This window comes from Pseudohongiella acticola (genome assembly GCF_001758195.1).
GTDB classification, from domain to species: Bacteria; Pseudomonadota; Gammaproteobacteria; order Pseudomonadales; family Pseudohongiellaceae; genus Pseudohongiella; species Pseudohongiella acticola.
In genome coordinates this window covers 1,817,871-1,843,042 of the sequence record NZ_MASR01000001.1, presented here as the reverse complement: position 1 = coordinate 1,843,042, position 25,172 = coordinate 1,817,871, and the positions used below count along the sequence as shown (strand labels likewise).

The window sequence follows — 25,172 nt, the reverse complement described above, 5'->3', positions numbered from 1 at the left end:
GCGCTTGCAGCAACCACCGCAGAAAGCTTACACCGACAATTTCGCGGCAATGCGGGTAGCGTGTTCGCCCTGATGACGAGCGATGGCCAGTTCGCGCGGGTCCGGCTGACGTGAACCGTCACCTCCGGCGATCGTGGTTGCGCCGTAAGGCGTACCGCCACTGACCTGCGAAATGTCAAACAGCTCCGGTGCGGTATAGCCCAGCGGCACAATAACCATGCCGTGATGCGCCAGCGTGGTCCAGGTTGAGGTGATGGTCATTTCCTGACCACCGCCGGTACCGGTGGATGCAAATACGCTGGCGACTTTGCCCGCGAGCGCGCCCTTGGCCCAAAGACCGCCAGTCTGGTCGAGAAAGTTGCGCATCTGGCCGGACATATTGCCAAAGCGGGTTGGCACGCCAAAGATAATGGCATCATATTCGGCCAACTCGGCCGGGCTGGCGATGTCTGCGGCCTGTTCGGTCTTGCCACCGGCGGCCTTGAAGGCCTCTGCTGGCATGGTTTCCGGCACACGTTTGATGGTAACCTCGGCGCCTTCGACGCGGGCAGCGCCTTCAGCAACCGCCTTTGCCATGGTTTCAATATGGCCGTACATGGAATGGTATAGCACTAGTACTCGAGTCATGGATGATTCCTCCTGCTAGAATGAATGAACATAGATTAATGGAAAAACATCCGATGAATGGCGCAATTAATGGCGCATACGTATCGACAATTCCGATGAATGGATGCAACACCACGGATACTGGGAGATAAAGCAGGTATGAAAAAACTTTTGTCATTTCTGGGACGAATGATTGATGCTGTGCGCGTGGTGCTGGGCCGTCTGATTTTTCTGCTGATTGTCGGCGTTGTTTTATTTCTTATCTTTTCCGGTCCGGAGCCGCTGACAGTGCCGGAGCAATCGGCACTGGTGTGGGCACCATCGGGCACCATTACCGAGCAGCGCAGCCGGGTCAATCCGGCCGATCTGCTGGTGGGCCCTGCGTTGCCGCAAAACTCTGTGCTACAGGATCTGGTGGATTCCCTGACACGGGCCAGAACCGATGAGCGCATCACGGCACTGGTCATGGATCTGGAGAATCTGCTCGGCGTCAGCCCGGCGCATATCGAGATTCTGGGCGACGCACTGGCGGACTTCAAAGCCAGCGGCAAACTGATCTATGCCTATGGCGATTACTTTTCGCAGGGCCAATACGCGCTGGCTTCGTATGCTGACACCATTACCCTGCACCCGATGGGCAGCGTCATGATCACCGGTTACGGTGGCAATCAATTGTTCGTTCGCGACCTACTGGACAAGCTCAACATCAATGTTCACGTGTTTCGGGTGGGTGAGTTCAAGTCTGCCGCCGAGCCTTTTACACGCATGGATATGTCTGATGAAGCACGCGCCGATGCACAGAATCTGCTCGGTGAACTGTGGTCCGGTTTTCTGACACGCGTCGCGCCCAACCGCGAGCGCAGTCCGGGCGAGTTGCAGGAATACGCCAACCGGTTCCCCGAGCTCCTGACAGCCGCCGGCGGTGATATGTCCCGGGTCGCCTTTGAACAGGGTCTGGTTGACAATATTGCCGGTGTCGACAGTTTCCGGCGACAGGTAGCTGCCAGCGTGGGTACTGACAATGGCAGCTTCCGGCAAATCCATTTTGAAGACTACCTCAATGCCACTGACCGGCTGATGCCGCCAATGAATGACCAGGTCGCGGTGATTGTGGCACAAGGCACGATTGTGCCCGGTGATCAGCCCCAGGGTGTGATCGGTGCTGACACCGTATCCGAACTGGTGCGGATGGCGCAGCAGGACGGTGCCGTCAAAGCGCTGGTGCTGCGCATTGATTCACCCGGCGGTGCCGCGCTGGCGTCGGAAGAAATCCGGGTCGCCCTGACCCAGTTTCAGCAGTCCGGTCGCCCGGTGGTGGTATCCATGGGCAGCACCGCAGCCTCGGGTGGATATTGGATTGCGGCAACAGCAGACCGGATACTGGCGTCCTCGACAACAATCACAGGCTCCATTGGCGTGATTGGCATGATCCCGACATTCGAAGAAGCCCTGGACAGCCTGGGCATTGGTGTCGACGGTGTCAGCACTACGGAACTTTCTCGTGTGGGTGATCCATTAACCGGTATGGATGACGTGGTCAGCACTATCTATCAAAGCACGATTGACGACGCTTACCAGCGCTTCATTCAGCTGGTCTCCGATGGTCGCGATATCCCACTGGCCGAGGTCGATGCACTGGCGCAAGGACGGGTGTGGACCGGTGCGCAGGCGCTGGAGCTGGGCCTGGTAGACGAACTGGGTGATCTTGAACAGGCTATTGCCTCGGCCGCTGATCTGGCCGGTCTGCAAACCTGGCAGAACGTTTATATGGAACGGCCATTAAGTTTTGGCGAGCAGATGCTGATACAGATGATGGACAGCATGGGTGGCGCGCAGGTGTTGAGTCAGTGGGCTGGCGCCCTGATTGGCAATGTCCCGGCTGTTGTTGCGGGCCAGTCTCTGGACATGTCGAGGGTGCTGGCCGGTTTGCCGGCACATGAAGTGCGCCGCTGGCAGGCCATGATGGATCTGGTGCTGCCGGGCAACTATCCTGCGCAACGCCTTCGTACCTTGATGGTATGCGATATCTGCGCATTGACGCCTTAGCATCTGCTGGCACGGCGCTGACTGACGCAGGATTCTTCAGGTAGCCGTCGCTGGAGGCGGTATGTCAGGAACGCGAAGTATAAAGAGTACACAAAGCTGGGTCATGAGAACCGGCCTTTACACCCTGGCCGGTGCATTATTGATATTGGGCGTGATCCGTCATTACCCGTTGGCGGCGATGAATGTGTCGGGTCTGCTGGTCGTGGTGCTGGTGTTCTCATGGCTGGCGTTCCAGTATCTGTCGCAGATCAATCTGATGCGCCGCCACGCCTTTCTCAGCCATGTTACCAGTGAGGGCGGCCGACTACGGCGCATGTTCTGGGACAGTCTGCTGCTGCGCGCGTTATGGGTATGCCTTGCACTGGTCAGTGCCATCATCGCGTTAATCATGAGCAGCGAACTGACAGACCTGGAGTGGTGGGTCATTGTTGGCAGTCTGCCCCTGTTTCTGATTTTCTACCGGCTTTGTTTCCGGCTCTTTGCCAGCGAACTGGCACCACAGTATCGTTTGCCCGTGCTACTCAGGTTCAGCCATCGATGCACACTGACGGTGAGTGCTCTGATTCTGGCCGGGCTGCAATTCTATGTCGCCGACGTGCCCGACACTCGACACCTTGATCTGATCTCGGTGCTGCAGTCTGGCTATCAACAGCAGGTCGGGCAGGCAGCTCTGGCGCCCGTTGGTGTGCTGCTGGGTGTGAATGCAGCGATAAATGATGGCATGTGGCACCTGATGCAGATTGCTTCGGATAACAATGCATTATTGACTCCTGTGAAGCTGGGCGTGTGGTTGGTCTTTTTGCTGGTGAACGCAGTGAAACTGGGCGCAATCTGGGTGATACTGCTGGGTTTAACCACGCTGGTTGCCGGCAGGCAAATGGCCGGTTCGGTCGCGCTGGATTCTACGGCATTAGGCGCCTCGCCCTTCAGTCGTTATTTCAGTATTACAATGATTGTGCTGTTACTGTTCTACCTGGCGATGACGCAACTCAACATCGGGTCCTATTTTGCCCCGAACGCCATGCCCGATTCCGCCGCCAATGCACCGATAACCACCGGTCCATTGAATCCGTGTGTCAATGTCAGCGCAGGGCAGCAGCAACAGCAGCGGCAGGCGTTGGCGAACCGCGCCCAACAGGCTTTAACCGCGCAACAACAGGCCATGCTTACTCAGGTCAATAGCGAAATCGACAGGCGTGTTGAACAGGCGTTTGCGCCAGCGGCAGCAGGCGTTGAGAAGTTTCTGGACTGGAATTTCAGCTTGAGAGGCCAATATACCCAGTTGGCCTTTATGGGGCGTTCTGCCGTGACCGAAACCACATTCACCGATTACATAGGTGGCCAGATCGACAGCTTTGTCGGCAGCGTCGTTGCAGAAGGTATTGCAGATGTAGATGAGTCACTGACACAAAACTTTAATGACCGGATACAACAGGTCGCTCAGGCACAGGACTCACTGATGGCGCAATTGCTGGCGAGTGCTGACTGCATTACGCTGCCACCACCGACGTTGGCACTTGAGGAACACCTGAGTAAATCCATGGTGGGGGCGGGCTCCGGGGCAGGAATTCTGGCCGCGCGGGCCAGCATGCGAATGGGTTCTCGGGTGATCAGTCGCAGCGCGACCAAACGGGTGATTTCCGGTGGCTTTGCCCGGCTCAGCGGCAGGGTGGCGAGCAGTGCTGCAGCGGGAGGCGCCGGTGCCTTGTGCGGTCCACTGGTCATTCTGTGTGCACCGGCGTTGGCGGCAGCTACCTGGATCGGTACTGATCTGTTGATCAACGAAGTCGACGAATCGCTGAATCGTGAACAGATGCGCGCGGACATGATGGCTGTGCTTGCCAGCGACGAGGCGGCGATGAAAACAGCACTAAAGGATGCCTATGCCAGCATGGCGCGGCAGGTGTTTGCCGATCTGGAAATGATTCAGCAGCGGCGCTTTAACATCAATCGTGATGCATTTCCGCAGCGGCCGCCGTCGCCCTGACACTCTACGACAGGTCCGCCAGCACTCGCGAAGCGGTCGCCACATTGTGTTGCAGGTGGGCTGGATTGATGGTGCCGGCGATAATAGCGGTGACACCGGGTCGACCGAAGATAAACCGCATATTGGTGTCAACGGCGTCGGCGCCCTGATGCGACCCGGCCAGTGCGTGCCCGCTGGCGAAAGCCTTTTTGATCAGGACACCTTTGTTCAGTGTGCTGGCCTGATCAATGACTTCGGTTTCGGCGGTATGATCGGGGTTGTAACTGACCATCACGGCATCACACAGTGGCGCAGCCAGCAGGCCACCTGCAACTGTCTTTCCTGACAGTCCGAATGCCCGAATAAGGCCCTGTTCCCGACAGCGTGACAATGTTTCAAAGCAGTCGCTTTGTTCAATGATCTGTCTGTCGTTGCCGTCGGAATGCACCAGTACCAGATCCAGATAGTCGGTGCCCAGGCGTTTCAGGCTGCGTTCAATGCTGTGGCGCGTGTGTTTTGCGCTGAAATCAAAAACCGATCTTCCATCAACAAACTCTTCCCCGGTTTTACTGCAGATGACCCAGTCCTGGCGTCGCTGCATGAGCTTGCCCAGGCGTTCTTCACTGTTGCCATAGGCCGGTGCAGTGTCAATCAGATTGATGCCAAGTTCATGTGCCTGCTGCAGTAAGGCGCGAACCGCGGCGTCATCGGGAATGACAAATTTATCGGGATACTTGACGCCTTCGCTGCGCCCGATTTTAACGGTGCCCAGTCCCAGGCACGATACGTCGATGCCGGTGCAGCCCAGCGTGCGGTACGGCAGTGTCGACATCAGCGCAGCGCCTCCCAGGGTGATGGCGCCACGTCGGGAGTGGGCAACAATTCACTGAGTGTTTGAAGCGTGTTCCGGGAATCGTCATGGCCAATCAGGGACTGTGCATCCAGCATGTCGATTACCGAGTCTCCCAGGTTTGGGCACAACGTCAGTTTGGTGGGCCAGCAGATCAGCAGTGGCCCACAGGCTTCGACATAAGCATTGTCTGGGCGCTGCTGGTCGCTGACTTGCGGTTCTGCCCGATTGATTAAGAAACTGCTCCACACTGCCTGGCTGAAATCAATCCACGGGAACAGGGTTTGCAGTTCCTGACGGGCAAACGCCTGTTGTGACTGTTCGTCGCGCTTCATGCCGGATTCGGCCAGCTCACCGCCCAGGTACCAGATCCATTGTGCGTCGCTGCTTTCCTTGCAGGGGTGTGCGGTCAGTGTCAGGCGGGGTGTCATGCCAAAGCTGTCGCCAATGCAGTGCAGGTAGGGTGGCGCCGGGTGTGGCACTTTAACAGTGACCATGTGCAATGGGCGGCGCTGCATGGCAGGTGGGTTGACGGTGTGCGGATGTTCCCAGCCATTTAACAACGCCTCGTTACCCTCGCCAGCACAAAGAATGACTCGCGTTGCCTGCAGGGTGACATAGGCGTCGCCGGTGTCCAGTGTCAGTTCGGTACCACTGTCGTTGTGGGTCAGTTGCAGGTCCCGGCACTGGAACAGGCGGTCGCGCCACGGCGCTGCCAGTGTCTCCAGCAATGAAGGGGTATCAACCACAAAATCGGTCAATTGATACACCGTGCCCTCTACCTTGTGTTGGCCCGTGTTCTGGAAAAAATCCGGATACTGCACTGGCTTCAGTGCATCAATGCGCCCGCGCAAGGCCTTGCTGCCCAGAAACGCCTTCAGGCGGGAACGGAAGCTGCCGCTGGACCACATGTAATAATGTGACGACAACACCTTGCAGCCCTGCAGATCCAGCTCACCGTCTCCCTGCAGACACGCGCGCCATCGATCCGGCATGGCGGCAATGGCGCTGCTGGCGGGGCTGAGATTACCATCCAGCGCATATTTCAGGCCGCCGTGGATGATGCCCTGAGAGGCCAGTGTCTGTCCGCCGCCCAGCGCGTTTTTCTCCAGCAGAATGGTGTCATAACCGGCCTGGTTGAGCCGGTTGAGCAACCATAAGCCGGCGACGCCGCCACCGATGATGGCGACCTGTACCTTGAGTTCAGTGCTCATACTCACCTGAATGTCTGCCCCTTGGGTTGGGGATTTGCGCTGGATGTCAATTCCTGCAATCATCTTCGTTTTACGGCGTCAATGGTAGCACGCTGGCGCATGACTGCGCATGGCATTGAAGGGAATCCGCGTGAACAGAACAATCTACAATTTCGCATTTTATTTGCTGTTGCCCATTATTGTGCTGCGCCTGCTGTGGCGTGCGCTGGTATTGCCAGCACCGGCGTATGCCAAACGCTGGGGCGAACGACTGGGGTTTGTTGATGTTGCACGCGCTGAGCGCACTGAAACGCGCTGGATATGGGTGCACGCCGCCTCTGTTGGCGAGTCGGTAGCAATCTCGCCGCTGGTGACCCGTCTGCGTCGGCAGCGTCCGGAATGGGGCATTGTGGTCACCACCATGACGCCGACAGGTTCGGAGCGAATCGAAGAACTGTTTGGCAACGATGTCTGTCATGTTTACGCACCTTATGATTATGCCGGTGCGGTAAAGCGTTTCCTGAAAACCTTCAGGCCGGCGCTGGTGGTGCTGGTGGAAACTGAACTCTGGCCCAACCTGGTGCACTACAGCAAGAAAAGCGGCGCCCGCATCATGGTGGCCAATGCGCGCCTGTCGGAAAAATCCTATCGTGGTTATCAGAAATTCTCCGCACTGGGTAAACCCATGTTGCAGAAAATCGACTGCATTGCCGCGCAGGCACAGAAAGATGCCGATCGCTTTCAGCGACTCGGCGTGTCAGGGCAGGCATTGCATATTACCGGTAGCATGAAGTTCGATGTCAGTCTGCCAGACAATCTGGTGACTCAGACCGCCGTCATGAAACAGCGAATAGAAGGCGACAGGCCAGTCTGGATTGCCGCCAGTACCCGAGACGGCGAGGAAGAGAAGGTGTTGGCAGCCTTCAAGCTTGTCAAGCGTGAGATTCCTGATGCGCTTCTGATTCTGGTGCCACGTCACCCGGAAAGATTCGTACCGGTGGAGCGGCTGTGCCATAAACAATCCTTGCGTGTGGTCAGACGTAGCAGCGAGGAAGCTGTTGATGTGCTCACCGATATCTTCCTCGGTGACAGCATGGGCGAAATGCTGGTTTATTATGGGCTGGCACAATTGGCCTTCGTCGGTGGCAGCCTGGTCAACACGGGTTGCCAGAACGTGCTTGAACCGGCTGCTCTGGGGTTGCCCGTGCTGGTCGGACCATCCCAGTTCAATTTTCAGACCATCTGCGAACAGCTGACTGATGAGGGCGCGCTGCGCACGGTGGCAGATGAAAACGAACTTGCCCGCGAGTTGGTCAGGCTGTTGCGCGATGACACGGCTCGTCGCGCCATGGGAGAGCACGGCAAGCGCAGCGTGGCCGCGAATAAAGGGGCCCTGGATCGCATTTATGATCTGACGGTACAGTACCTGCCGATGGCATGAGCGGCTCCTGAGAATCAGGCGCCGCGGGTCAGGTTGACGGCACCGTCGCTGGTGGCCAGCACATTGTCTTCAATACGAATGCCGCCAAACGGCATCAGTTCTTCCGCCAACGTCCAATTGATTGACTTGCCCAGTGACGATCCACGTGCTTTCTCCAGCAACGCCGGAATAAAATACAGGCCTGGCTCAATCGTCACCACAGCGCCGGCATCCAGCGTACGGGTATTGCGCAGTCCAGGCCATGCCTCAGGTGGTGCCGCGATGTCACCCTTGCGGCTGGCGAGCCGACCGCCAACATCATGAACCTGCAGGCCAAGCAGATGCCCCAGACCGTGCGGGAAAAAGACCGTACTGGTGCCATTGTCGACCAGGGTTTCGGCGTTGCCGTGGCAGATATCATTGTCCACCAGCAACTGCGCGATGGCGACATGCGCCTGCCGGTGCAGACTGACGAAGGAAGTCCCTGGTTTGACGCGTTGCACCAGTTCTTCCTGCAGGGTCTGCATGCCAAGCAGCAGGTCGTGGAATACCGGGTGCGCATCCGCAGCGGCCCAGGTTCGTGTAATATCCGAACAATAACCGTGGGCGCGGCAACCGGCGTCAATCAACAGCACCTGGTTCTCTGGCTGGCTGGCGCGATCGGCATAGCGGCGTTTATTCTGATAATGCAGAATCGCCGCTTTTTCGTTGAGCGCAATAATGTTGGAGTACGGCAGTTCCTGATCAAGCACACGGCAAGCGGCCAGGTAAGCCTGGTGGATGTCGTATTCGTCGCCGCCGGCGCGGAAAGCCTGTTCCGCAGCCGCATGACCGCGCAGCGCGTGCACATTGGCCTCGCGCAGGCGACTGATTTCGTAATCGGTTTTTACGGCGCGGTCGAAGTCCAGCCATGACAGCAGCGCGGCCGGATTGATGCGGTCGGCGGCGATGCCCAGTTCGGCCGCTAAGCCCGCATTTTCGCCCAGGAACGCCAGGGTCTGACCACGGGGTAGTTGTGCCGCCAGTTCAGACAGGTTTTCCATCACGGTGATATCGATACTGTCCGCCCACCAGCTTTCTGTGTTCAGCGTCTGGTCATGCCAGAAGTCGCTCGGCACCCACGCCAGCAGGCGGGGTTTGTTGCCGGGCGTGAACAACACAAACTGATCCGGTCGGTCCAGCGGCAGCCAGCGCAGAAAGTGTCCCCAGGCCTTGAAAGGCGGCGCGTGATCATCGGCATAATAGTTGTGGCTGCCACCGCTGTGCACAAGAATGGCGTCACAGTCGGGCAGCGTGTTGTGCAGGGCGTCGCTCCAGCGTTGCTGAAGTGCGTCGATATGTTGCTGAAATAGCGTCTGGGTATCCATGCTGTGGGATAATACGCGAAAATAGCCATCCACACATCGCCTGGCTGAGGAAATTCTGTCGCCCGATGACGACTGCAGATAAACAGGCCCCGCCCCGTCAGCGCAAGATCATTCATTGTGATTGCGACTGTTTCTATGCCGCTATCGAAATGCGCGATGACCCGTCACTGCGCGGCAAGCCTTTGGCCGTGGGCGGTGCCAGCGAGCGGCGAGGGGTGGTGGCGACCTGCAATTATGAGGCGCGGCGATTTGGTATCCATTCGGCGATGCCGACAGCAAGCGCACTGCGGCGCTGCCCGGATCTGATAGTGGTGCCTCCGCGCATGGATGTGTATCGCGGCGTTTCCCGTCAGGTACAGCAGATTTTTACAGACTATACGGACCTGATTGAGCCGCTGTCACTGGATGAGGCCTACCTGGATGTCAGTGACGCCTCCGCCTTTCAGGGCAGTGCGACACTGATCGCACAGGATATTCGCCAGCGCGCGCGGGAGACGCTGGGTATTACCCTGTCCGCTGGCATTGCCCCTAACAAGTTTCTCGCCAAAATCGCCAGTGACTGGGAAAAACCGGATGGCCAGTTTGTTATCCGGCCAGAACAGATCGATGGCTTTGTGCTGCAGTTGCCGGTGAAAAAACTGTTTGGTGTGGGCAAGGTCACGGCTGCTCGCCTGCATGCCATTGGTGTGCAGACCTGCGCCGATCTGCGTGGTTTCAGTGAAGAGGCGTTGACGGCTCAGTTTGGCAGCTTTGGTGCGCGTCTGTTCCAGCTTAGCCGGGGCATCGACGAGCGCGAGGTGAAGGTTGAGCGTCAGCGCAAATCGCTGAGTGTGGAGAATACCTTTGCTCAGGATCTGGCGGACCTGCCCGCTTGCATTGAGCGCCTTCAGGAGCTGCATGCGCAGATGCTGAAACGCTGGCAGCCCCTGCAGTCGCGGTATCAGGTTGGTGGCACTTTTGTGAAGCTGAAGTTCGACAATTTTGTCTCCACCACCGCGGAACAAAGTGCAGAGTCGTGTGAGCTGGAGCTGTTTCCGGGGCTGATGGTGCAGGCATGGGCCCGGCACCAGCGGCCGGTCAGGCTGATCGGCGTTGGCGTCAGGCTGGAACCCAGGGATGAGCGCGCCTCAGATCAACTGGCGCTTCCACTGGAGTTATGACAATGGCCCGTGTCAGCCCCGTACCCGCATCAGGCCTTCCTGACACACGGACGCCACCAGAACACCGTCGCGGGTAAAGATGTTGCCGCGATTGAAGCCGCGTGCCTGCGACGATGACGGGCTGTCCTGGGCATACAGCAACCAGTCGTCGGTGCGGAACGGGCGATGAAACCACATGGCGTGGTCAAGGCTGGCAATCTGCAGTTTAGGATCGAACAGGCTCTGACCGTGTGGGCGCAGACTGGTCTGCAGCAGCGTCATGTCAGAGGCGTAGGCCAGCATGTGGGCGTGGCGGTCGTAGTCGGCAGGCAGTTCGGTGTTGACGCGAAACCAGACACTGGTAACCGGCTCTTTCGGCGTGTTGTCGAACAGGCTGTTGATGTCGACGTGGCGAAGATCCACTGCGAACTGGCGGGAAAAGCGATCCAGCAGATCGTCGCTGACCTTGCCGCGAAACTGCTCCGCCATTTCCTTGCGGTTGGCGCATTCCTCGGGTGGCGGAACGTCGGGCATCTGTGCCTGGTGCGACAGTCCTTCTTCCGGTATCTGAAATGACGCTGCCATGTTGAGAATCGCCTTGCCGTGTTGCATGGCGACGACGCGGCGGGTGGTGAAACTGCGGCCGTCGCGGATTCGATCCACCTGGAAGATGATGGGTTGCTTGAGGTCGCCCGGGCGCAGAAAGTAGGCGTGCAGGGAATGCACATGTCGATCATCCGGTACCGTGTGACTGGCACTGAGCAGGGCCTGCGCCAGCACCTGGCCACCATAAACGCGAAACCAGCCCTCGTTTTTGTGGGCGCTGCGATACAGATTTTCATCGAGCTTTTCCAGCTCCAGATGATCAAAAAGTTGTTGTAATTGCTGGTTTTCCTGTGCGTCGGGTGTGACTGCCATGGGCGTGGTTACCTTAGTGTAAAGCTGGGTGGTGAAGCAGCGTCTGTGTGTATTGGGTGGAAGTTTAGCAGTTATCCCTGATTTCTCCGAGCCTGCGGGCGCTGCCGGCGCCCTCCCGGGAGTTGCCGACACTGAATAGTGGGAGGGCGTTGGCAGTCTTTACCGCTTCAGATGCCCGGCGTATGATCAGAGCACGGAAAAAATAACAACAACTGATCTCTCACAGGAGACTTATATGCGACACCAGACCCTGACTCTTGCCGCCGTGGTAGCGATTGCCGCAGCGACCACCTGGATGCAAATGACGCCCGCCACAGCTGCGGAAAGCGAAGAAACCGTCAAGCAACAGTTTATCGGTCACTACGAGCTGGTGAGTTTTATCCAGTACCCGGCCTCAGGCGGGGAAGTGGACGCCAACTACATTGGTCGCATCATGTATGACGAGCATGGCCACATGTCGGCACAGGGTATGCCCAAAGACCTGCCAGCGCGGGCCGCTCAGACCACTGAATTGGTGCGTGGTGGCTTCGCCTACTGGGGACCGGTGACCTGGGATGTTGCCAATAGCAGAGTGACGCACCACGTTGAAGGTTCGCCCACGCGAGGCAGCTGGGTTGGCGAAGACAATGTGCGCTACTACGAATTCACCGATGACGGCCTGCTGAAGTTGTCCATTCGCGACGATGATGGCCGCACCACCGGTACCCTGACCTGGCGCCGAATCGGAGGCTGAATCACCCGATCGGGGTACGGAATATAACCAGCGCCGCAACGATAATAAAACCCAGTAGCAGGGCCGCGCTTTTGTTGACGGTGTGGCCCTGCCAGAATCGGCTCCAGCGCCGCTCGTAGCGCCGCCAGTCCTGATCCAGCCAGCGCAGATCAAAGGAAGGCAATAGCGACTTGTTCAGGCGACGTTTCAGGCGCAATGACAGCGTGACAAAGGGGGTATGCGAGGTCTGCAATGTTTCCGGCGGTTGCCATTTGAGGCTCAGACCAGCGGCTGCAATCAGCAGACCGGCGCCGATTGGCCAGCCCAGCTCAAACCATTTGTACAGCGGCAGGCTGTCCTGGGCGGCCGGCTGCATCAATGGCCACAACCAGGGCAGTATCAATCCAAGCAGGCACAACAACAGCCAGCCAGCCAGCGGCGCGACGGGCATGGCATGAGTTGTGTCGTCGGCCAGTGCCTGCTGGCGCAGACGCCAGAGCAGATAGAGGCCGCGAGCCACAATCACGGTTGTACCCAGCGCGCCGATTTGCAGCCAGATCAGCCAGTGTGCCAGTGCCGGGTCATCCAGAAACGCTTTCAGGGCCGTCTTGGCGGCAGCGCCACTGCTCAACGGCAGACCAGCAAGCGCCAGGGCGGGCAACGCAGTGGCGAGCAACAGCCAGCGCAGATGCCTGCCGCCGTGAACCTTGACCACATCGGCGGCCATGAACAGCGCGCCCTTGGCAAAGCCGTGATGCACTGCATATAACGTTAATGCCACGCCTATCGCTGCGCGCTGCTCGGGCAGCTGCCAGCTCAGCGCAATCAGGAACAGCAAAAAACCCATCTGGCTGACAGAGGAATATGCCAGCACCTGTTTTGCTTCGCGCCGGCTCAGTCCCAGCAACGCGGCCAGAATGATGCTGGTCAGAGCAATGATCATGACCGGCTGCGCCCAGGACTGCAGCAGGCCAGTACCAACGTCGGGCAGTTCGCCCGGCAGAAATTGCCACAGGCCCAGAATGCCGGCTTTTAACATGGCGCCCGACAGCACGGCACTGGCGGGTGCCGGTGCCACCGGATGCGCTTGCGGCAGCCATACGTGCAGCGGCCAGAAGCCGGCTTTCAGGCCCAGGCCAACCAGCAGTGCGGCGGTGCTTAACGGCGTTGCCGGCGTGCTTATCCAGTCGGCAAACAACATCGAGCCGTCAGCCGCCTGCACCCGCAACGCCAGCCCTGCCAGCAATAACATTTCGCCACACACGGCCAGCTGAAGATACAAGCGACCCGCCCGGCGGGCACGGGGTTTGCCACTGTGTACCACCAGGCCATAGGCACACAGACTCATCATGGAAAAACCGACATAAAAACTGAGCGCATCCTGGGCGATGATCAGCAGCAGATTGCCGCTAAGCGCGGTCAGCCAGAATAGCCAGAAACGCAGCAGGCCTTCATCCTTGCGCTGGCTGTAAGCCGCATAAAAACTGGCAATGGCCCACAACGTCGCGGTGAACATCAGCCAGGGTCGGGTGACCGTATCGTCTGCGGCCCAGCGCGCGCCTTGCCACAGCACATCAAGCGCAAAAGCAGGACTGTTGCCAACGCTCGCCAGTATTGCAGGCAGCAGACTCAGGCACATCCAGGGGGCGAGCGTCTGCAGCCGGTTGCGGCACACAAACAGCAACAGTGCCGCCAGCAGCGGCGCCACTGGCACGCTTAACCAGATCCAGGCGCTCACAGGCCAAACTCCCGATTAACAATGAACTGGCTCCAACCCAGGGGGCTGAAGATGCTACCGGCAAAGATACCCACAAGAATTGATATCAGCGCTGTTACCAGGGGCGGCAGCAGCAACATCCAGTGCGTCTCCAGGCGCTGCCCGGCAAAATTATTTTCATGCCAGCCACCGGCAGGTGGCGCGCGGAACCAGCCGCGATAAACTAGCGGCAAAAAGTAGGCGGCGTTCAGCAGCGAGGAACCAATCAGCACCAGCACCACCCAGCGCTGATTGACTTCCAGAGCGCCCGTCAGCAGGTACCATTTGCTGATAAAACCGGCGATGGGCGGGATGCCTGTCATGCCCAGTGCGCCAACGGTAAAGGCCGTCATGGACCAGGGCATGCGCCGGCCCAGACCGTCCATTTCCTGAACTTTGTGAATGCCCAAGGTCTCGGCAAAATTGCCGGCGCAAAAGAACAGCGTGACTTTCATCAGACCCTGATGCACCAGATGCACGATGGCGCCAACGGCAGCAATGGGGCCGACCAGCGATACCCCCAGCGCAATGTAGGACACCTGGCTGACGGTGGAATACGCCAGCCGCTTTTTGATGTCCTGTTGTTGCAACGCGCGTATCGACGCGAACAGAATCGTGACTGCCGATAGCCACATCAAAGGCTGGGTCAGTGACAGCAACGTGGTCGCCTCAATGCCATAAACATCATAGACCACACGGATAATACCGAAGGCGCCCGCCTTGACCACGGCCACGGCGTGCAGCAGGGCACTGACCGGTGCCGGTGCCACCATGGCGCGTGGCAGCCAGCCATGCAATGGCACCAGCGCCGCCTTCACGCCGAGCCCGATAATCATCAGACCAAAGGCGATGCGCAGGCTCAGGCTGTTGCCGTCAACCAGGCTGGTGACATAACCGCCAGGCACAAAGTCAGGCGTCTCTGCAATGGAGTGGAGCAGGGCAATGCCCATCAGTAACACAGTGCCGCCACCCAGGGTGTAGGCCAGATAGATCCGGCCCGCGCGCAGTGCTTCCGGCGTGCCGCGATGCACAACCAGCGGAAAGGTTGCCAGTGTCAGCAGTTCGTAGAACAGCAGGAAGGTGATCATGTTTCCGGCCAGCGCAATGCCCACGGTGGCACTGACACACAGACTGAAATAACCAAAGAAGCGTGAGCGCAGCGGTGAATTTTCCAGGTAGGCGATTGCGTAAACGGTGGTCATCAGCCAGAGTACGGAGGACAAAGCAACAAACTGCAGCGCCAGCGCATCACCATGCAGGACCAGCGCGGCACCGGGCAGAAAGGCAATACTGAAACGGAACTCCAGACCCTGACTGACACCGGCCAGCATCAATGCGACCAGCACCAGTTTTAGAAAGACACCTGACAGGTTCAGAAAGACACGTCGGCGCGCTGCGGCTTCCGGGGTAGCAAAAATCAACAGGCCCGGTATCAGGGAACTGAAGATGATCAGTACCGGCAGCATGGTGCTCCAGGTCAGTGTCATACGCCACCTCCGGCCAGCAGTTGAATCAGCCATTCACCGGACAGCGCCATACCCCACACCATCAACGCTGGCAGCAGCGCCAGCCAGTGGCCGAGCCGATCCGGATTGATGTCCGGTGGGTTGATGCGAGCGCGGTCGAACGCGATTGCCACAATACGGAAGATATAAGCGGCCGACACCAGTGTGCCTAACAGCACACCCACTGCCCACGGCCAGTTCTCGGGTTGACTCAGTGTGGGTTCAAGCAGCAGCCATTTGGCCAGGAAACCACCACTGGGCGGCAGGCCGATGAGACTGCCACCGGCGACGGCAAAAGCAAACATGGCGATGGGTACGGTCTGGGTTGCGCCGCGCAACCCCTCAACGCGGCGGGTGCCCAGACTGGATTGCATCTCGCCGGCAGCCAGGAACAGCGAAGCCTTGGCCAGTCCGTGAGCAATCACAAACAACCATAGTGCGATGTGCATTTGCGGCAACTGCCAGGTCAGCAGCAATCCCAGCGCCATCAGGGCATAACCCAATTGCGCGACAGTGGAGTAAGCGACCACGGTTTTGATATGCGGACTGCGAATGGCAGACAGGCCGCCGGCCGTCAGCGCGATCATGCCGGCCACGGCCAATACCGGTCCAATCTGTTGCGCCAGCTCCGGAGGAGCCACCTCGCTCCATAACAGCCAGAGAATGAACAGCGGACCTTTGACCACCAGCCCGGACAGCAAGGCACTGACCGCGGTCGGCGCGCTGGTGTGAGCCGGCGGCAGCCACAGGTGCAGTGGCCAGAGCGCCGACTTCAGCATCAGCCCGGTGGTCATCAGCAATAATGCCAGTCGGGTAATCACATCCGCCTGCGTGCGTGGTGCCAGCAACAGCACATCCAGTTCGCCGTAGCGGCCATAGAGCAGCGCCACGCCTAACAGGTAAAACATCGACGCGGCGAGTGACAGGATCAGGTAGTTGGCTGCGGGTCGATAGGCTTTTTTTCCGGACAGCGCCACCATGGCGACCGCTGTCAGTCCGAGCAGCTCCAGGGTGATGTACAGGTTAAACAGATCAGCTGACAACCACAGTGCTGCCAGCGACCCGTGCAGAAAACAGCTCAATGGCCAGAAGTCACGATTGATGCCCTGCCGGCTGAGGCCGGCATAAAGCCCGACCAGCAGGTGCATTAGCGCAGTGAACACAAGCAACAGTGCGCTCAGCGAGCTCAGTCGCAGACGAATGGCCAGCCCGGTTTCCCAGCCACCAATGTTTAACAGTATCTCGGTCTCCACTGTCGCCACGTGCAGCAACGCAAACCAAGCGGCAATCAGGCTGGCCAGGGTGCTGGCAATGGCAACAAAACCAGTGGTCCGGGTTTTAATCGTGCGGCCACACAACAGCAGTAGCAGGCCGGCAAACAGTGGGGTGGCAAGGCTGATGAGGGCGAAGTTCATTCCGGGTCTTTGCCCCCGCTGTCGGTACGGTCCTGCTGGCTTGCAGCGATGATAAGACGCAGGGCAAACGCTGTGGCGCTGATCGCCACCACCAGTCCGGTGACCACCAGCGCATGCAGTACCGGATCGGGTACGGCGCTGCGTGTGGCCAGGCTGACCATCACCAGGAAGGTCGCGGCCCCCATCAGATTGACAGCGATCAGGCGCCGTATTGGATCATGCAGGGTCATCAGGCCATGCAGTGACAACAAAAACACGGCCACACCAAGTGTCAGGTATAACTCTATGGCAGTCATGAGCGCAGGTCCTCGCGTTCACCGATCACCAGAAGGCTCAGTGTGATGGCGATTGACAGCGTCGCCAGGATTTCGATGCTGACAATCAATACGCCACTGTAGTCGGCGGGATAGGTCAGCCAGCCGTCGCCCCAGATCGCGGTCGCGGCAGCAACAATGAGAAAAAACAGGGCGCCGGCAACCACCGACAGACGCAGCCATGCCGAGGCCCAGCGTATCGGTGGCAACAGACCGGTGAGGCGCAGGATAACGGCGGCGGCAGCCAGCAGCGAACCGGCCTGGAATGCCCCGCCGGGCCCGCTGGAGCCTCGCCAAAGCAGGTAGCCGCCGGTGAGCACTAACAGCGGCGCCAGCACGCGAGCCCACGCAGACATCAGTGTCAGGCTTTGGGGCCAACTTGGGCGCGCATGATCCTCTTCCGTGGGGTGGCTGTGAAATAATTGTCGCAGGCCACTGAGTGCAAACAGCAACACCAACAGTTCCAGTAAGGTATCCCAGGCGCGGAAGTTCAGTAGCACTGCCGTGACCGGATGTTTTACGCCGCTCTCTGGCACGGCGGCATCAGCCAGCGTCCGCAGGCGTGGTGTCAGGTCGCGCTCCGCCTCAAGCAGCCCCGTCTGTATCAGTGAGTCGTCGTAGAGCAGGTGCGCCAGGAACATCAGACTGGCGATCACCGCGAACGCCAGCGCGCCCCAGTAGCTGGCGCTTTTGTTCGTTGTATGCAGTTCATCAGGCAGAGCTCTGGCGGCATGCATCAGCAGCACCCCGGTGAGGCCTGCGCCAATGGCCGCCTCTGCCAGCGCCAGGTCGGGCGCGTCCAGTCGTGCCCAGATCAGGGCAACCACCACACCAAAGGCGATGAACAGCGTCATCGCATCGGAGCGCTGAGGCGCATACAGGGCACCCCATGCCATGATGAGCAGCAACAGGGTCAGGGTCAGGTCGGGCAGCAGTTCAGGAGACATCGCTGTTGTCTCCCTCGGTCAAATCCTTGTTCGGAACATCGGATCCAGCTTCATCCTGAGCCAGATTGAATCGCGCCAGTAACTGGCAGTTGACAGAGCCGGAGGCCATGACCAGCAACCAGACCAACAGTAGAATCAGACAGGTGCGCCAGGACGGGTCGAGCAAGGCCAGGCCAAGTGCCAGTAAGCCAAGCCCGAGTGTGTCGGTTTTGGTGATGGCATGCAGGCGACTGTACAGGTCGGGGAAACGCAACAGACCCAGGGCGGCGGTGACAAAGAATGCGGTGCCAGCGAGCATGAAGCCCCAGCCTAGATAAAACACAGCATCAGATAAAAAAGTCGCCATATCCATCATATCTGCCTCCGCAGCATCTGCACCAGAGCCACGGTGATCACCGCCGCCAGCAATGCCAGTACCAGCGCCACGTCTCGCCAGATCGCATCGTCCTGCCATTGCGCCAGCAACAGCAGGAAGGCGATGCCGGTGTTGCTGATCATCTGCAGCCCCAGCAGCCGGTCAGCGATACTGGCAGCATGTGTTGCGCGCCAGAGGCCGGCCATTGAGGTCAGCAGAATGACACTGCCAAGCCAGATCATGAGGCCTCCTTTGAGACGGGAAACAGCCTTGCCAGGTAGGATTCCAGGCTGGTCAGGTCACTTTGCCAGTCGCGCCGGGTATCCAGCGTATGCACTTGCATGATATCGCCGTCAATGCGGGCAGCCAGCGTGCCGGGTAGCAGGCCGCAGATCGCCGACAGCAGCAGGCGGGCGGAGTCAGAGGAGGTGCTGAGTTTATGTTGCACCCAGCCGGGTTTAACATCGGTGCGGCGCCCCAGCGTGCGACGCGCAACATCAATGCCGCCGAGTACCATTCGACCGCCAAAAAAAGCCAGGAACCCAGGCAGAAAGCGCCAGGCCACGCGGGGCAGGCTCAGGCCAGCCGACAGTGCGCACAGCACCGCCAGCGCAATAAACACGACACCAAAGCCCCAGCCCTGATTGTTGCTCAGCAGCAGCCACAGTCCGGCATAGATGACAGTCAGTACCGTCGCAGTAGACAAGTGCTGTATTCTGGATGCCGGTCTCGCCACAATAACTCCCTTTGCCGTGATGTTCAGCCTGATGCTGACAAGCCATGTTAACAAAGTTACAGTGTCTGGCGCGTATCGGATAGAATGTCGGTCAATGATCCAGTAAAAGACGCGTAGACAAGCATTCATAATAGACAGACTCATAACAGACAGTCTAATAACAGACAAAGACTACAAAGACTAATAGATGTCGGAATTCAACAGGCGCTGGCTCGCTGAGGCCGTCAGGCGGGGCAGGGCAGAAGCACGGGACGAGGCAGCGGAAAGGTATGCCCGTCGCTGCGACGGGAACGCTGAACAGCGTATTCTGGCGTGGGCGGAGTTTATTGCTGAGCGCGATGGTGTGGGTGAAAGCCTGCAGCGCTGGCGGCAAAGTGCCCTGCTGGCACTGTCTGGCCTGCTGGTGCTCGGTCTGTTGAGCGGTTTCACCGCCGCCCTTGCGGTACTGGGCAACAGCCAGGCGCCGGTCAATGTCATCTGGGCATTGGGCAGTCTGCTCGGTATCAACCTGTTGCTGCTGGTCATCTGGTTCCTGAGCTTCAGTGTCAACGCTCAGGGTGGTTCGCTGGGGCGCCTCTGGTATGTCATCACGGTTGCCTTTCAGAAACGATTTCAGAATAACGGCCATGCTGCGGCCATCACGCAGGCTTTCAACTCGCTCACTGCGCAGGCAGGCCTGAGTCGATGGTGGCTCAGTGTGGTCAGCCATCTGAGCTGGCTGTGCATCATGCTGGGGGTGTTGGCGGGCCTGATGCTGGCATTGGCCCTGCGCAGTTATGTATTTGTCTGGGAGACCACGATTTTACCGGCATCGGTTTTTGTGACGCTGGTAGAGTCGCTTGGCGCGTTGCCTGGATTGCTCGGCTTTGCCACGCCGGCAGCGGATGCCATTACCGGCAGCAGTTCCCAGGCAGGTGTCACCCTGGCCGGGCAGGATGACATGGCTCGCCGCGCATGGGCTTCCTGGCTGAGCGGCTGCGTCCTGGTTTACGGCATTCTGCCACGCCTGTTGCTGAGCGTATTGTGCGGGTTTCGATTGGCAATCGGTGCGCGCAATGTCCGACTGCCAACAAATTCCCTGGCCTGGGTGTCGTTGTCATCACGGCTGGTACCGGACAGCGAGCAGGGTGGCGTCACAGACCCGGCGGTCACTGCGCCATCCCCGACATTCAAACGTCGTGCGCGCAAAGGTCAGACTGGAGAAGCCAGGCTCCTGGTCGGGCTGGAAATCCCCGGCAACCTGAACTGGCCCCCAGCCGACCTGGCTGACCGGGTGCAGACGCATCTGGTCGACAGCCGGCAGCAGCGGGAATATGTACTGGAACAGTTGAGCGACGATCCGCCGCAAAAATTATTGCTGGCCTGCGCTGCGGCCCAGTCACCTGATCGCGGCAGCCTGCACTGGCTGTCCGATGCTGCCAGCCAGACATCAGACGTCGCGGTCTGGTTGATGGGCGCCGATCGCGCAACGGCAGAACGAATGGCTATCTGGCGCCAGTATCTGCAGGACATGGGCATCGCCGATCAGGCCATATTTGACGCCACTGACAAGGCTCTGGCCTGGCTGGGAGACGCACCCTGATGTCGATTGACGAGCAATTATTGAATGCGGTCGGCGAGCCGCTGCGCGTGACCGTGGCTGGCCATACCAATACCGGTAAAACCTCGCTGCTTCGCACGCTGACGCGGGACGCCCGTTTTGGCGAGGTGTCGGGCCGGCCCAGTACCACCCGGCATGTTGAAGCTGCCCGACTGCTGGTTAATGGCAAGGTGCTGCTGGAGTTGTTTGACACCCCGGGGATTGAAGAGCCTATTGATCTGCTGGCGCTGTTAACAGAGCAGGCTGGCAAGGCTGGCAACGAAGATGGCCGTGAACGCATTCGTCGGTTTCTCGCGTCCGAGCCTGCGCAAAGTCGTTATGAGCAGGAAGCCAAAGTGCTGCGGCAACTGATGAAAAGCGATGCGGCTTTTTATGTGCTCGATGCCAGAGACCCGGTGCTCGCCAAACATCGTGATGAACTGGAAATTCTGCGCCTTTGCGGGGTGCCGCTATTGCCCTTGCTGAATTTTGTTGCCGACCCTGAGGCGCGCGAGGATGAATGGCGGGATGCGCTGGCCGGTCTGGGTCTGCACGCCATCGTGCGCTTCGACACGGTGACACCAACACAGGATGGTGAGCGTTTACTGTACAGCAAGCTCGCCAGTTTGCTGGATGCCCACAGCGATATTCTGAATGCATTGATCGCCAGCCATGCCGACGATGCCGTGCAGCGTCACCAGTCGGCGCTGACGCTGATCGCGGAATTGCTGATCGACGTGGCAGCCCTGCAACACCGGGTGTCTTCAATTGACGCCAGTGTGCTGGGCAAGGCGTCGGGCGCGCTCAACGACCGCGTGCGTAAACGCGAGCAGGCCTGCGTAGAGCGGCTGCTGAGCCTGTATCGGTTCTATCCGGATGACATTGAAAGTGCGGCGCTGCCGCTGGTGGAAGGCCGCTGGCAGCAGGACCTGTTTGATCCCTATACGCTACAGGCGATGGGCTTGAAGGTGGGCAGTGGGGCGGCCGCGGGTGCTGCCGCCGGCGTCGGTGTGGATTTGATGGTGGGTGGTATTACCCTCGGGGTTGCCGCCGCCACCGGTGCGCTGCTGGGCGGTGGTCTGCAGACCCTGCGGCACTATGGCAGCAGTCTGAAAGCGCTGATCTCGGGCGAAAAGATTCTGCGCGTGGATGACAATATTCTGCGAGCACTGGCGGCCAGGCAATGCCAGTTACTGAAGGCGCTGGAAACACGTGGCCACGCCGCGCAGCATAAAATCATCACCGCGGAGGCGGCGGAACCGGTATTCGAAGGCCAGCGTCTGCCGTCGCCACTGCGTCAGGCGCGCTCCAATCCGGAGTGGATAACGGCCAGACCCAACTTCGATTTTGAAGATCGTCGCCAGAACGCGGTAGACGAACTGAGCGAACTGCTGGCAGAAAAAATACAATCACCCATTAAACATACAAATTAAAGCAATCGTCATTCAGGGTGCTTCGACAAACCGGGGCCTCTGTCTACATAACGGGGAACTGACATGAAACTTGAATCACTGGCATTGCACCATGGCTACGAATCGGAAGCGACTACCAAGGCCGCCGCCGTACCGATTTATCAGACCACGTCGTATACCTTCGACAACACCCAGCATGGTGCGGATCTGTTCGACCTGAAAGTACCGGGCAATATTTACAGTCGTATCATGAACCCGACCAATGCCGTGCTCGAGCAGCGACTAGCGGAAATGGAGGGCGGCATCGGTGCTCTGGCGCTGGCCTCAGGCATGGCCGCAATTACCTATGCCATTCAATGTATCACCCGTGCCGGTGACAATATTGTCAGCACCAGTCAATTGTATGGGGGCACGTATAACCTGTTTGCCCATACCTTGCCTACGCAGGGTGTAGAAGTGCGTATGGCCTCCTTCGACGATTACGAAGGGCTGGAAAAACAGATCGATGAAAACACCAAAGCGGTGTTCTGCGAATCGATCGGTAATCCCGCGGGTAATGTTGTGGACATTCAGCGCCTGGCAGACATTGCGCATCGCCATGGCGTGCCGCTGATCGTCGACAATACCGTGGCGACTCCGTACCTGTGTCGCGTGTTTGATCATGGTGCTGATATTGTTGTGCACTCGCTTACCAAATATATCGCAGGCCATGGCACCACCGTGGGTGGCATCATCATCGACTCCGGCAAATTTGACTGGGTTGCCAACAAAAAACGCTTCCCCATGCTGAACGAACCGGATCCGTCCTACCATGGTGTGGTCTACACAGAGGCGCTGGGCGAAGCCGCGTATATTGGACGATGCCGTGTAGTGCCGTTGCGCAACACGGGCGCTGCGTTGTCAGCGCACAGCACTTTCCTGATTCTGCAGGGTCTGGAAACGCTTGGTCTGCGTATAGAACGGCATTGCGAAAACGCCCTGGCAGTGGCCAGACATTTGCAGAAACACCCAAAAGTAGCCTGGGTCAATTATGCCGGTCTGGAAGACAGCCCGTATTATCCGGTGTGCCAGAAGATCTGCGGTGGCCAGGCCTCAGGTATTTTGAGTTTTGGCATTAACGGCGGCCTTTCGGCCGGTGCACAATTTATTGATGCCCTGCAGATGATTCTGCGCCTGGTCAATATTGGTGATGCCAAGTCATTGGCCTGTCATCCGGCCAGCACCACGCACCGCCAGCTTAACCCGGCGGAACTGGCTCGCGCCGGTGTCAGTGAAGACCTGGTGCGGATTTCCGTCGGCATCGAGCATATTGACGATATCCTGGCAGATATCAATCAGGCACTTGATAAAGTATCGGTCTGAGTCATGACTGAGCCGACACAGCCAGAACAGCAAGAGCAAGAGCAAGAGCAAGAGCCAGAACAGCAGTCGCCGCCAGTAAAAAAACGGCTGTTGCGTGACCGCAAAGTGCACCTGACCGCGGCAGCAGCAGGCTTCATTATTGCCAGTGCCGTGGCGTTTATGGGTGGCACGCCAGTGGCCTGGGGGACACCGGTGTACTTTGTGCTGGGCTGGCCATTGATGTGTGCAGTGATCTATTTTCTGGCCCGAGCGTATCCGCACAACAACTGGCGCTGGACGCTGAGTATGATGCTGGGCCAGGTGTTTTCATCAATATTCTTTGGCAATGCCAATTTTATATTGCAGGCGATGCTGTTTGTGACCCTGCTTTCAATACCACAGTTTGTTGCCGGTGCGTTTGGGGCCCGCGCCGGCAAAGCCCGGCAGGCGCAGCACGGTAATCCAGAGCACAGCACTGGCAACGACGACACATCTTCACAGGATAAGTTATGAAATTCCAAGGCAGTCCGGGTTTCACTCACGCGCAGCGCGATCGCATCGGCGTGCTGGTCACCAATCTGGGAACACCCGATGCACCTACGCCATCGGCGCTGTATCGCTATCTCAAACAATTCCTGTGGGACCCGCGTGTGGTGGAGTTGCCCAGGCCATTATGGTGGCTGGTTCTGAACGGCGTCATTCTCAATATTCGTCCGCGCCGCTCCGCGAAATCCTACGCCACCGTGTTTACCGATGAAGGTTCGCCCCTGTTATTCCATACCCGCAATCAGGCCAATGCACTGTCAACGATGCTGCAATCCCGTGGTCACGAGGATCTGGTGGTGGACTTTGCCATGCGCTACGGCAATCCCTCGATTCCCTCAGTACTGGAAAACATGATGCAGCAGGGTGTGCGCAGACTGCTGGTGGTACCCCTGTATCCGCAGTATTCAGCCTCCACCACGGCGTCGACTTTCGATGCTGTCAGTGATGATTTCAAGCGGCGCCGCTTGCTGCCGGAGCTGAGATTCGTCAATCACTATCATGATTTTGAGCCGTTTATCGCTGCCGCCGCGCAGCGTATTCAGGCGCACTGGGCAGAGCATGGCCGCGCCGACAAACTGATGTTTTCCTATCACGGCGTGCCCAAAAAATACCTGCTCAACGGTGATCCGTATTTCTGTGAATGCCACAAGACCTCGCGCCTGCTGGCGCAGGCACTGGAGCTGGGTGACGATGAATGGATGACCACCTTCCAGTCGCGTTTTGGTCGTGAAGAATGGTTGAACCCGTACACCGATGAAACCCTGAAATCACTGCCGGCACAGGGCGTCAAATCGGTACAGATTTTCTGTCCGGGGTTTTCGGCTGACTGCCTGGAGACCATCGAAGAAATTGGCGAGGAGAATCGGGAGTATTTTGAACAGGCGGGCGGGGAGCGCTATGAATATATCAGCGCCCTGAACGACAGGCCCGAACACATCAGCGCGCTGGCTGACCTGGTGCAGTTACATCTGTCCGGATGGCAGGCGCCGGAGGCAGACCCGGAGCGTCAGGCTCGTGCCCGCGCTCAGGGCGCCTCCGAATAACAACGG

23 protein-coding genes are annotated in these 25,172 nt (G+C 58.7%); 10 read left to right on the top strand and 13 right to left on the bottom strand.

The annotated features are described in order from the left end of the window. Positions 1–27: 27 nt before the first annotated feature. A complete protein-coding gene (gene wrbA / locus PHACT_RS07755) occupies positions 28–627 on the bottom strand; it encodes an NAD(P)H:quinone oxidoreductase (RefSeq protein WP_070116653.1) in 600 nt (199 codons plus the stop codon). A 138-nt stretch (positions 628–765) separates the two neighbouring features. On the opposite strand from wrbA, the gene sppA reads away from it, so the two are divergent. Together sppA and PHACT_RS07745 are read left to right on the top strand one after the other, a co-directional pair. Continuing rightward, positions 766–2,652 carry a signal peptide peptidase SppA gene (sppA, locus tag PHACT_RS07750; RefSeq protein WP_070116652.1) on the top strand — a complete coding sequence of 629 codons (1,887 nt, stop codon included), beginning with the start codon at positions 766–768 and terminating at the stop codon, positions 2,650–2,652. A 61-nt stretch (positions 2,653–2,713) separates the two neighbouring features. Then, positions 2,714–4,639 carry a hypothetical protein gene (locus tag PHACT_RS07745; protein WP_139141472.1) on the top strand — a complete coding sequence of 642 codons (1,926 nt, stop codon included), beginning with the start codon at positions 2,714–2,716 and terminating at the stop codon, positions 4,637–4,639. Positions 4,640–4,643: 4 nt separating this feature from the next. On the opposite strand, the gene PHACT_RS07740 is transcribed toward PHACT_RS07745, so the two are convergent. Further along, complete coding sequence (locus PHACT_RS07740; protein WP_070116650.1) at positions 4,644–5,450, bottom strand: aldo/keto reductase; 807 nt, start codon at positions 5,448–5,450, stop codon at positions 4,644–4,646. Continuing rightward, a complete protein-coding gene (locus PHACT_RS07735; protein ID WP_070118232.1) occupies positions 5,450–6,682 on the bottom strand; it encodes an NAD(P)/FAD-dependent oxidoreductase in 1,233 nt (410 codons plus the stop codon). Before PHACT_RS07735 ends, PHACT_RS07740 begins: the two co-directional genes overlap by 1 nt. A 130-nt stretch (positions 6,683–6,812) precedes the next feature. Here PHACT_RS07735 and waaA point away from each other — a divergent pair, with 130 nt between their 5' ends. After that, a complete protein-coding gene (waaA, locus tag PHACT_RS07730) occupies positions 6,813–8,102 on the top strand; it encodes a lipid IV(A) 3-deoxy-D-manno-octulosonic acid transferase (protein ID WP_070118231.1) in 1,290 nt (429 codons plus the stop codon). 14 nt (positions 8,103–8,116) lie between these two features. On the opposite strand, the gene pepQ is transcribed toward waaA, so the two are convergent. Beyond that, a complete protein-coding gene (gene pepQ / locus PHACT_RS07725) occupies positions 8,117–9,481 on the bottom strand; it encodes a Xaa-Pro dipeptidase (protein ID WP_083264428.1) in 1,365 nt (454 codons plus the stop codon). A 32-nt stretch (positions 9,482–9,513) separates the two neighbouring features. On the opposite strand from pepQ, the gene dinB reads away from it, so the two are divergent. After that, complete coding sequence (gene dinB, locus PHACT_RS07720; RefSeq protein WP_070116649.1) at positions 9,514–10,608, top strand: DNA polymerase IV; 1,095 nt, start codon at positions 9,514–9,516, stop codon at positions 10,606–10,608. A 12-nt stretch (positions 10,609–10,620) separates the two neighbouring features. Here dinB and tesB read toward each other — a convergent pair whose 3' ends face one another. Next, positions 10,621–11,505, bottom strand: coding sequence for an acyl-CoA thioesterase II (gene tesB, locus PHACT_RS07715; RefSeq protein ID WP_070116648.1), 885 nt, complete (start codon positions 11,503–11,505; stop codon positions 10,621–10,623). A 235-nt stretch (positions 11,506–11,740) separates the two neighbouring features. On the opposite strand from tesB, the gene PHACT_RS07710 reads away from it, so the two are divergent. Further along, the gene (locus PHACT_RS07710; RefSeq protein ID WP_070116647.1) at positions 11,741–12,238 is read left to right on the top strand and encodes a lipocalin-like domain-containing protein; all 498 of its coding nucleotides are present in this window, start codon (positions 11,741–11,743) and stop codon (positions 12,236–12,238) included. 1 nt (position 12,239) lies between these two features. Here the strand turns inward: PHACT_RS07710 and PHACT_RS07705 are convergent, their stop codons facing one another. Genes PHACT_RS07705 through PHACT_RS07670 form a run of 8 tightly spaced genes read right to left on the bottom strand, consistent with a single transcriptional unit; the run spans position 12,240 to position 19,215 of the window. Next, positions 12,240–13,955, bottom strand: a complete 1,716-nt coding sequence (locus PHACT_RS07705) for a complex I subunit 5 family protein (protein ID WP_070116646.1) — start codon at positions 13,953–13,955, stop codon at positions 12,240–12,242. Then, the gene (locus PHACT_RS07700) at positions 13,952–15,460 is read right to left on the bottom strand and encodes a proton-conducting transporter transmembrane domain-containing protein (RefSeq protein WP_317622252.1); all 1,509 of its coding nucleotides are present in this window, start codon (positions 15,458–15,460) and stop codon (positions 13,952–13,954) included. Before PHACT_RS07700 ends, PHACT_RS07705 begins: the two co-directional genes overlap by 4 nt. Next, a complete protein-coding gene (locus PHACT_RS07695) occupies positions 15,457–16,893 on the bottom strand; it encodes a complex I subunit 5 family protein (protein WP_070116645.1) in 1,437 nt (478 codons plus the stop codon). The genes PHACT_RS07700 and PHACT_RS07695 overlap by 4 nt, the downstream gene beginning before the upstream one ends. Further along, complete coding sequence (locus PHACT_RS07690) at positions 16,890–17,189, bottom strand: NADH-quinone oxidoreductase subunit K (protein ID WP_070116644.1); 300 nt, start codon at positions 17,187–17,189, stop codon at positions 16,890–16,892. The genes PHACT_RS07695 and PHACT_RS07690 overlap by 4 nt, the downstream gene beginning before the upstream one ends. Further along, complete coding sequence (locus tag PHACT_RS07685) at positions 17,186–18,154, bottom strand: hydrogenase subunit MbhD domain-containing protein (protein WP_070116643.1); 969 nt, start codon at positions 18,152–18,154, stop codon at positions 17,186–17,188. Before PHACT_RS07685 ends, PHACT_RS07690 begins: the two co-directional genes overlap by 4 nt. Continuing rightward, positions 18,144–18,509: a cation:proton antiporter gene (locus PHACT_RS07680; RefSeq protein ID WP_317622251.1), complete on the bottom strand. Its 366-nt coding sequence runs from the start codon at positions 18,507–18,509 to the stop codon at positions 18,144–18,146. Before PHACT_RS07680 ends, PHACT_RS07685 begins: the two co-directional genes overlap by 11 nt. Then, positions 18,506–18,751, bottom strand: coding sequence for a monovalent cation/H+ antiporter complex subunit F (locus PHACT_RS07675; protein WP_070116642.1), 246 nt, complete (start codon positions 18,749–18,751; stop codon positions 18,506–18,508). The genes PHACT_RS07680 and PHACT_RS07675 overlap by 4 nt, the downstream gene beginning before the upstream one ends. Next, positions 18,748–19,215: a Na+/H+ antiporter subunit E gene (locus PHACT_RS07670; RefSeq protein ID WP_245730634.1), complete on the bottom strand. Its 468-nt coding sequence runs from the start codon at positions 19,213–19,215 to the stop codon at positions 18,748–18,750. Before PHACT_RS07670 ends, PHACT_RS07675 begins: the two co-directional genes overlap by 4 nt. A gap of 217 nt (positions 19,216–19,432) precedes the next feature. Here PHACT_RS07670 and PHACT_RS07665 point away from each other — a divergent pair, with 217 nt between their 5' ends. The 5 genes from PHACT_RS07665 (at position 19,433) to hemH (ending at position 25,166) form a co-directional block, all read left to right on the top strand. After that, positions 19,433–20,827, top strand: a complete 1,395-nt coding sequence (locus tag PHACT_RS07665; protein WP_070116641.1) for a DUF2868 domain-containing protein — start codon at positions 19,433–19,435, stop codon at positions 20,825–20,827. Then, positions 20,827–22,257 carry a DUF3482 domain-containing protein gene (locus PHACT_RS07660; RefSeq protein ID WP_070116640.1) on the top strand — a complete coding sequence of 477 codons (1,431 nt, stop codon included), beginning with the start codon at positions 20,827–20,829 and terminating at the stop codon, positions 22,255–22,257. The genes PHACT_RS07665 and PHACT_RS07660 overlap by 1 nt, the downstream gene beginning before the upstream one ends. 63 nt (positions 22,258–22,320) lie before the next feature. Continuing rightward, positions 22,321–23,598, top strand: coding sequence for an O-acetylhomoserine aminocarboxypropyltransferase/cysteine synthase family protein (locus PHACT_RS07655; protein ID WP_070116639.1), 1,278 nt, complete (start codon positions 22,321–22,323; stop codon positions 23,596–23,598). A gap of 3 nt (positions 23,599–23,601) precedes the next feature. Then, the gene (locus PHACT_RS07650) at positions 23,602–24,090 is read left to right on the top strand and encodes a hypothetical protein (RefSeq protein ID WP_070116638.1); all 489 of its coding nucleotides are present in this window, start codon (positions 23,602–23,604) and stop codon (positions 24,088–24,090) included. Next, a complete protein-coding gene (gene hemH, locus PHACT_RS07645) occupies positions 24,087–25,166 on the top strand; it encodes a ferrochelatase (RefSeq protein WP_070116637.1) in 1,080 nt (359 codons plus the stop codon). Before PHACT_RS07650 ends, hemH begins: the two co-directional genes overlap by 4 nt. Positions 25,167–25,172: the final 6 nt, after the last annotated feature.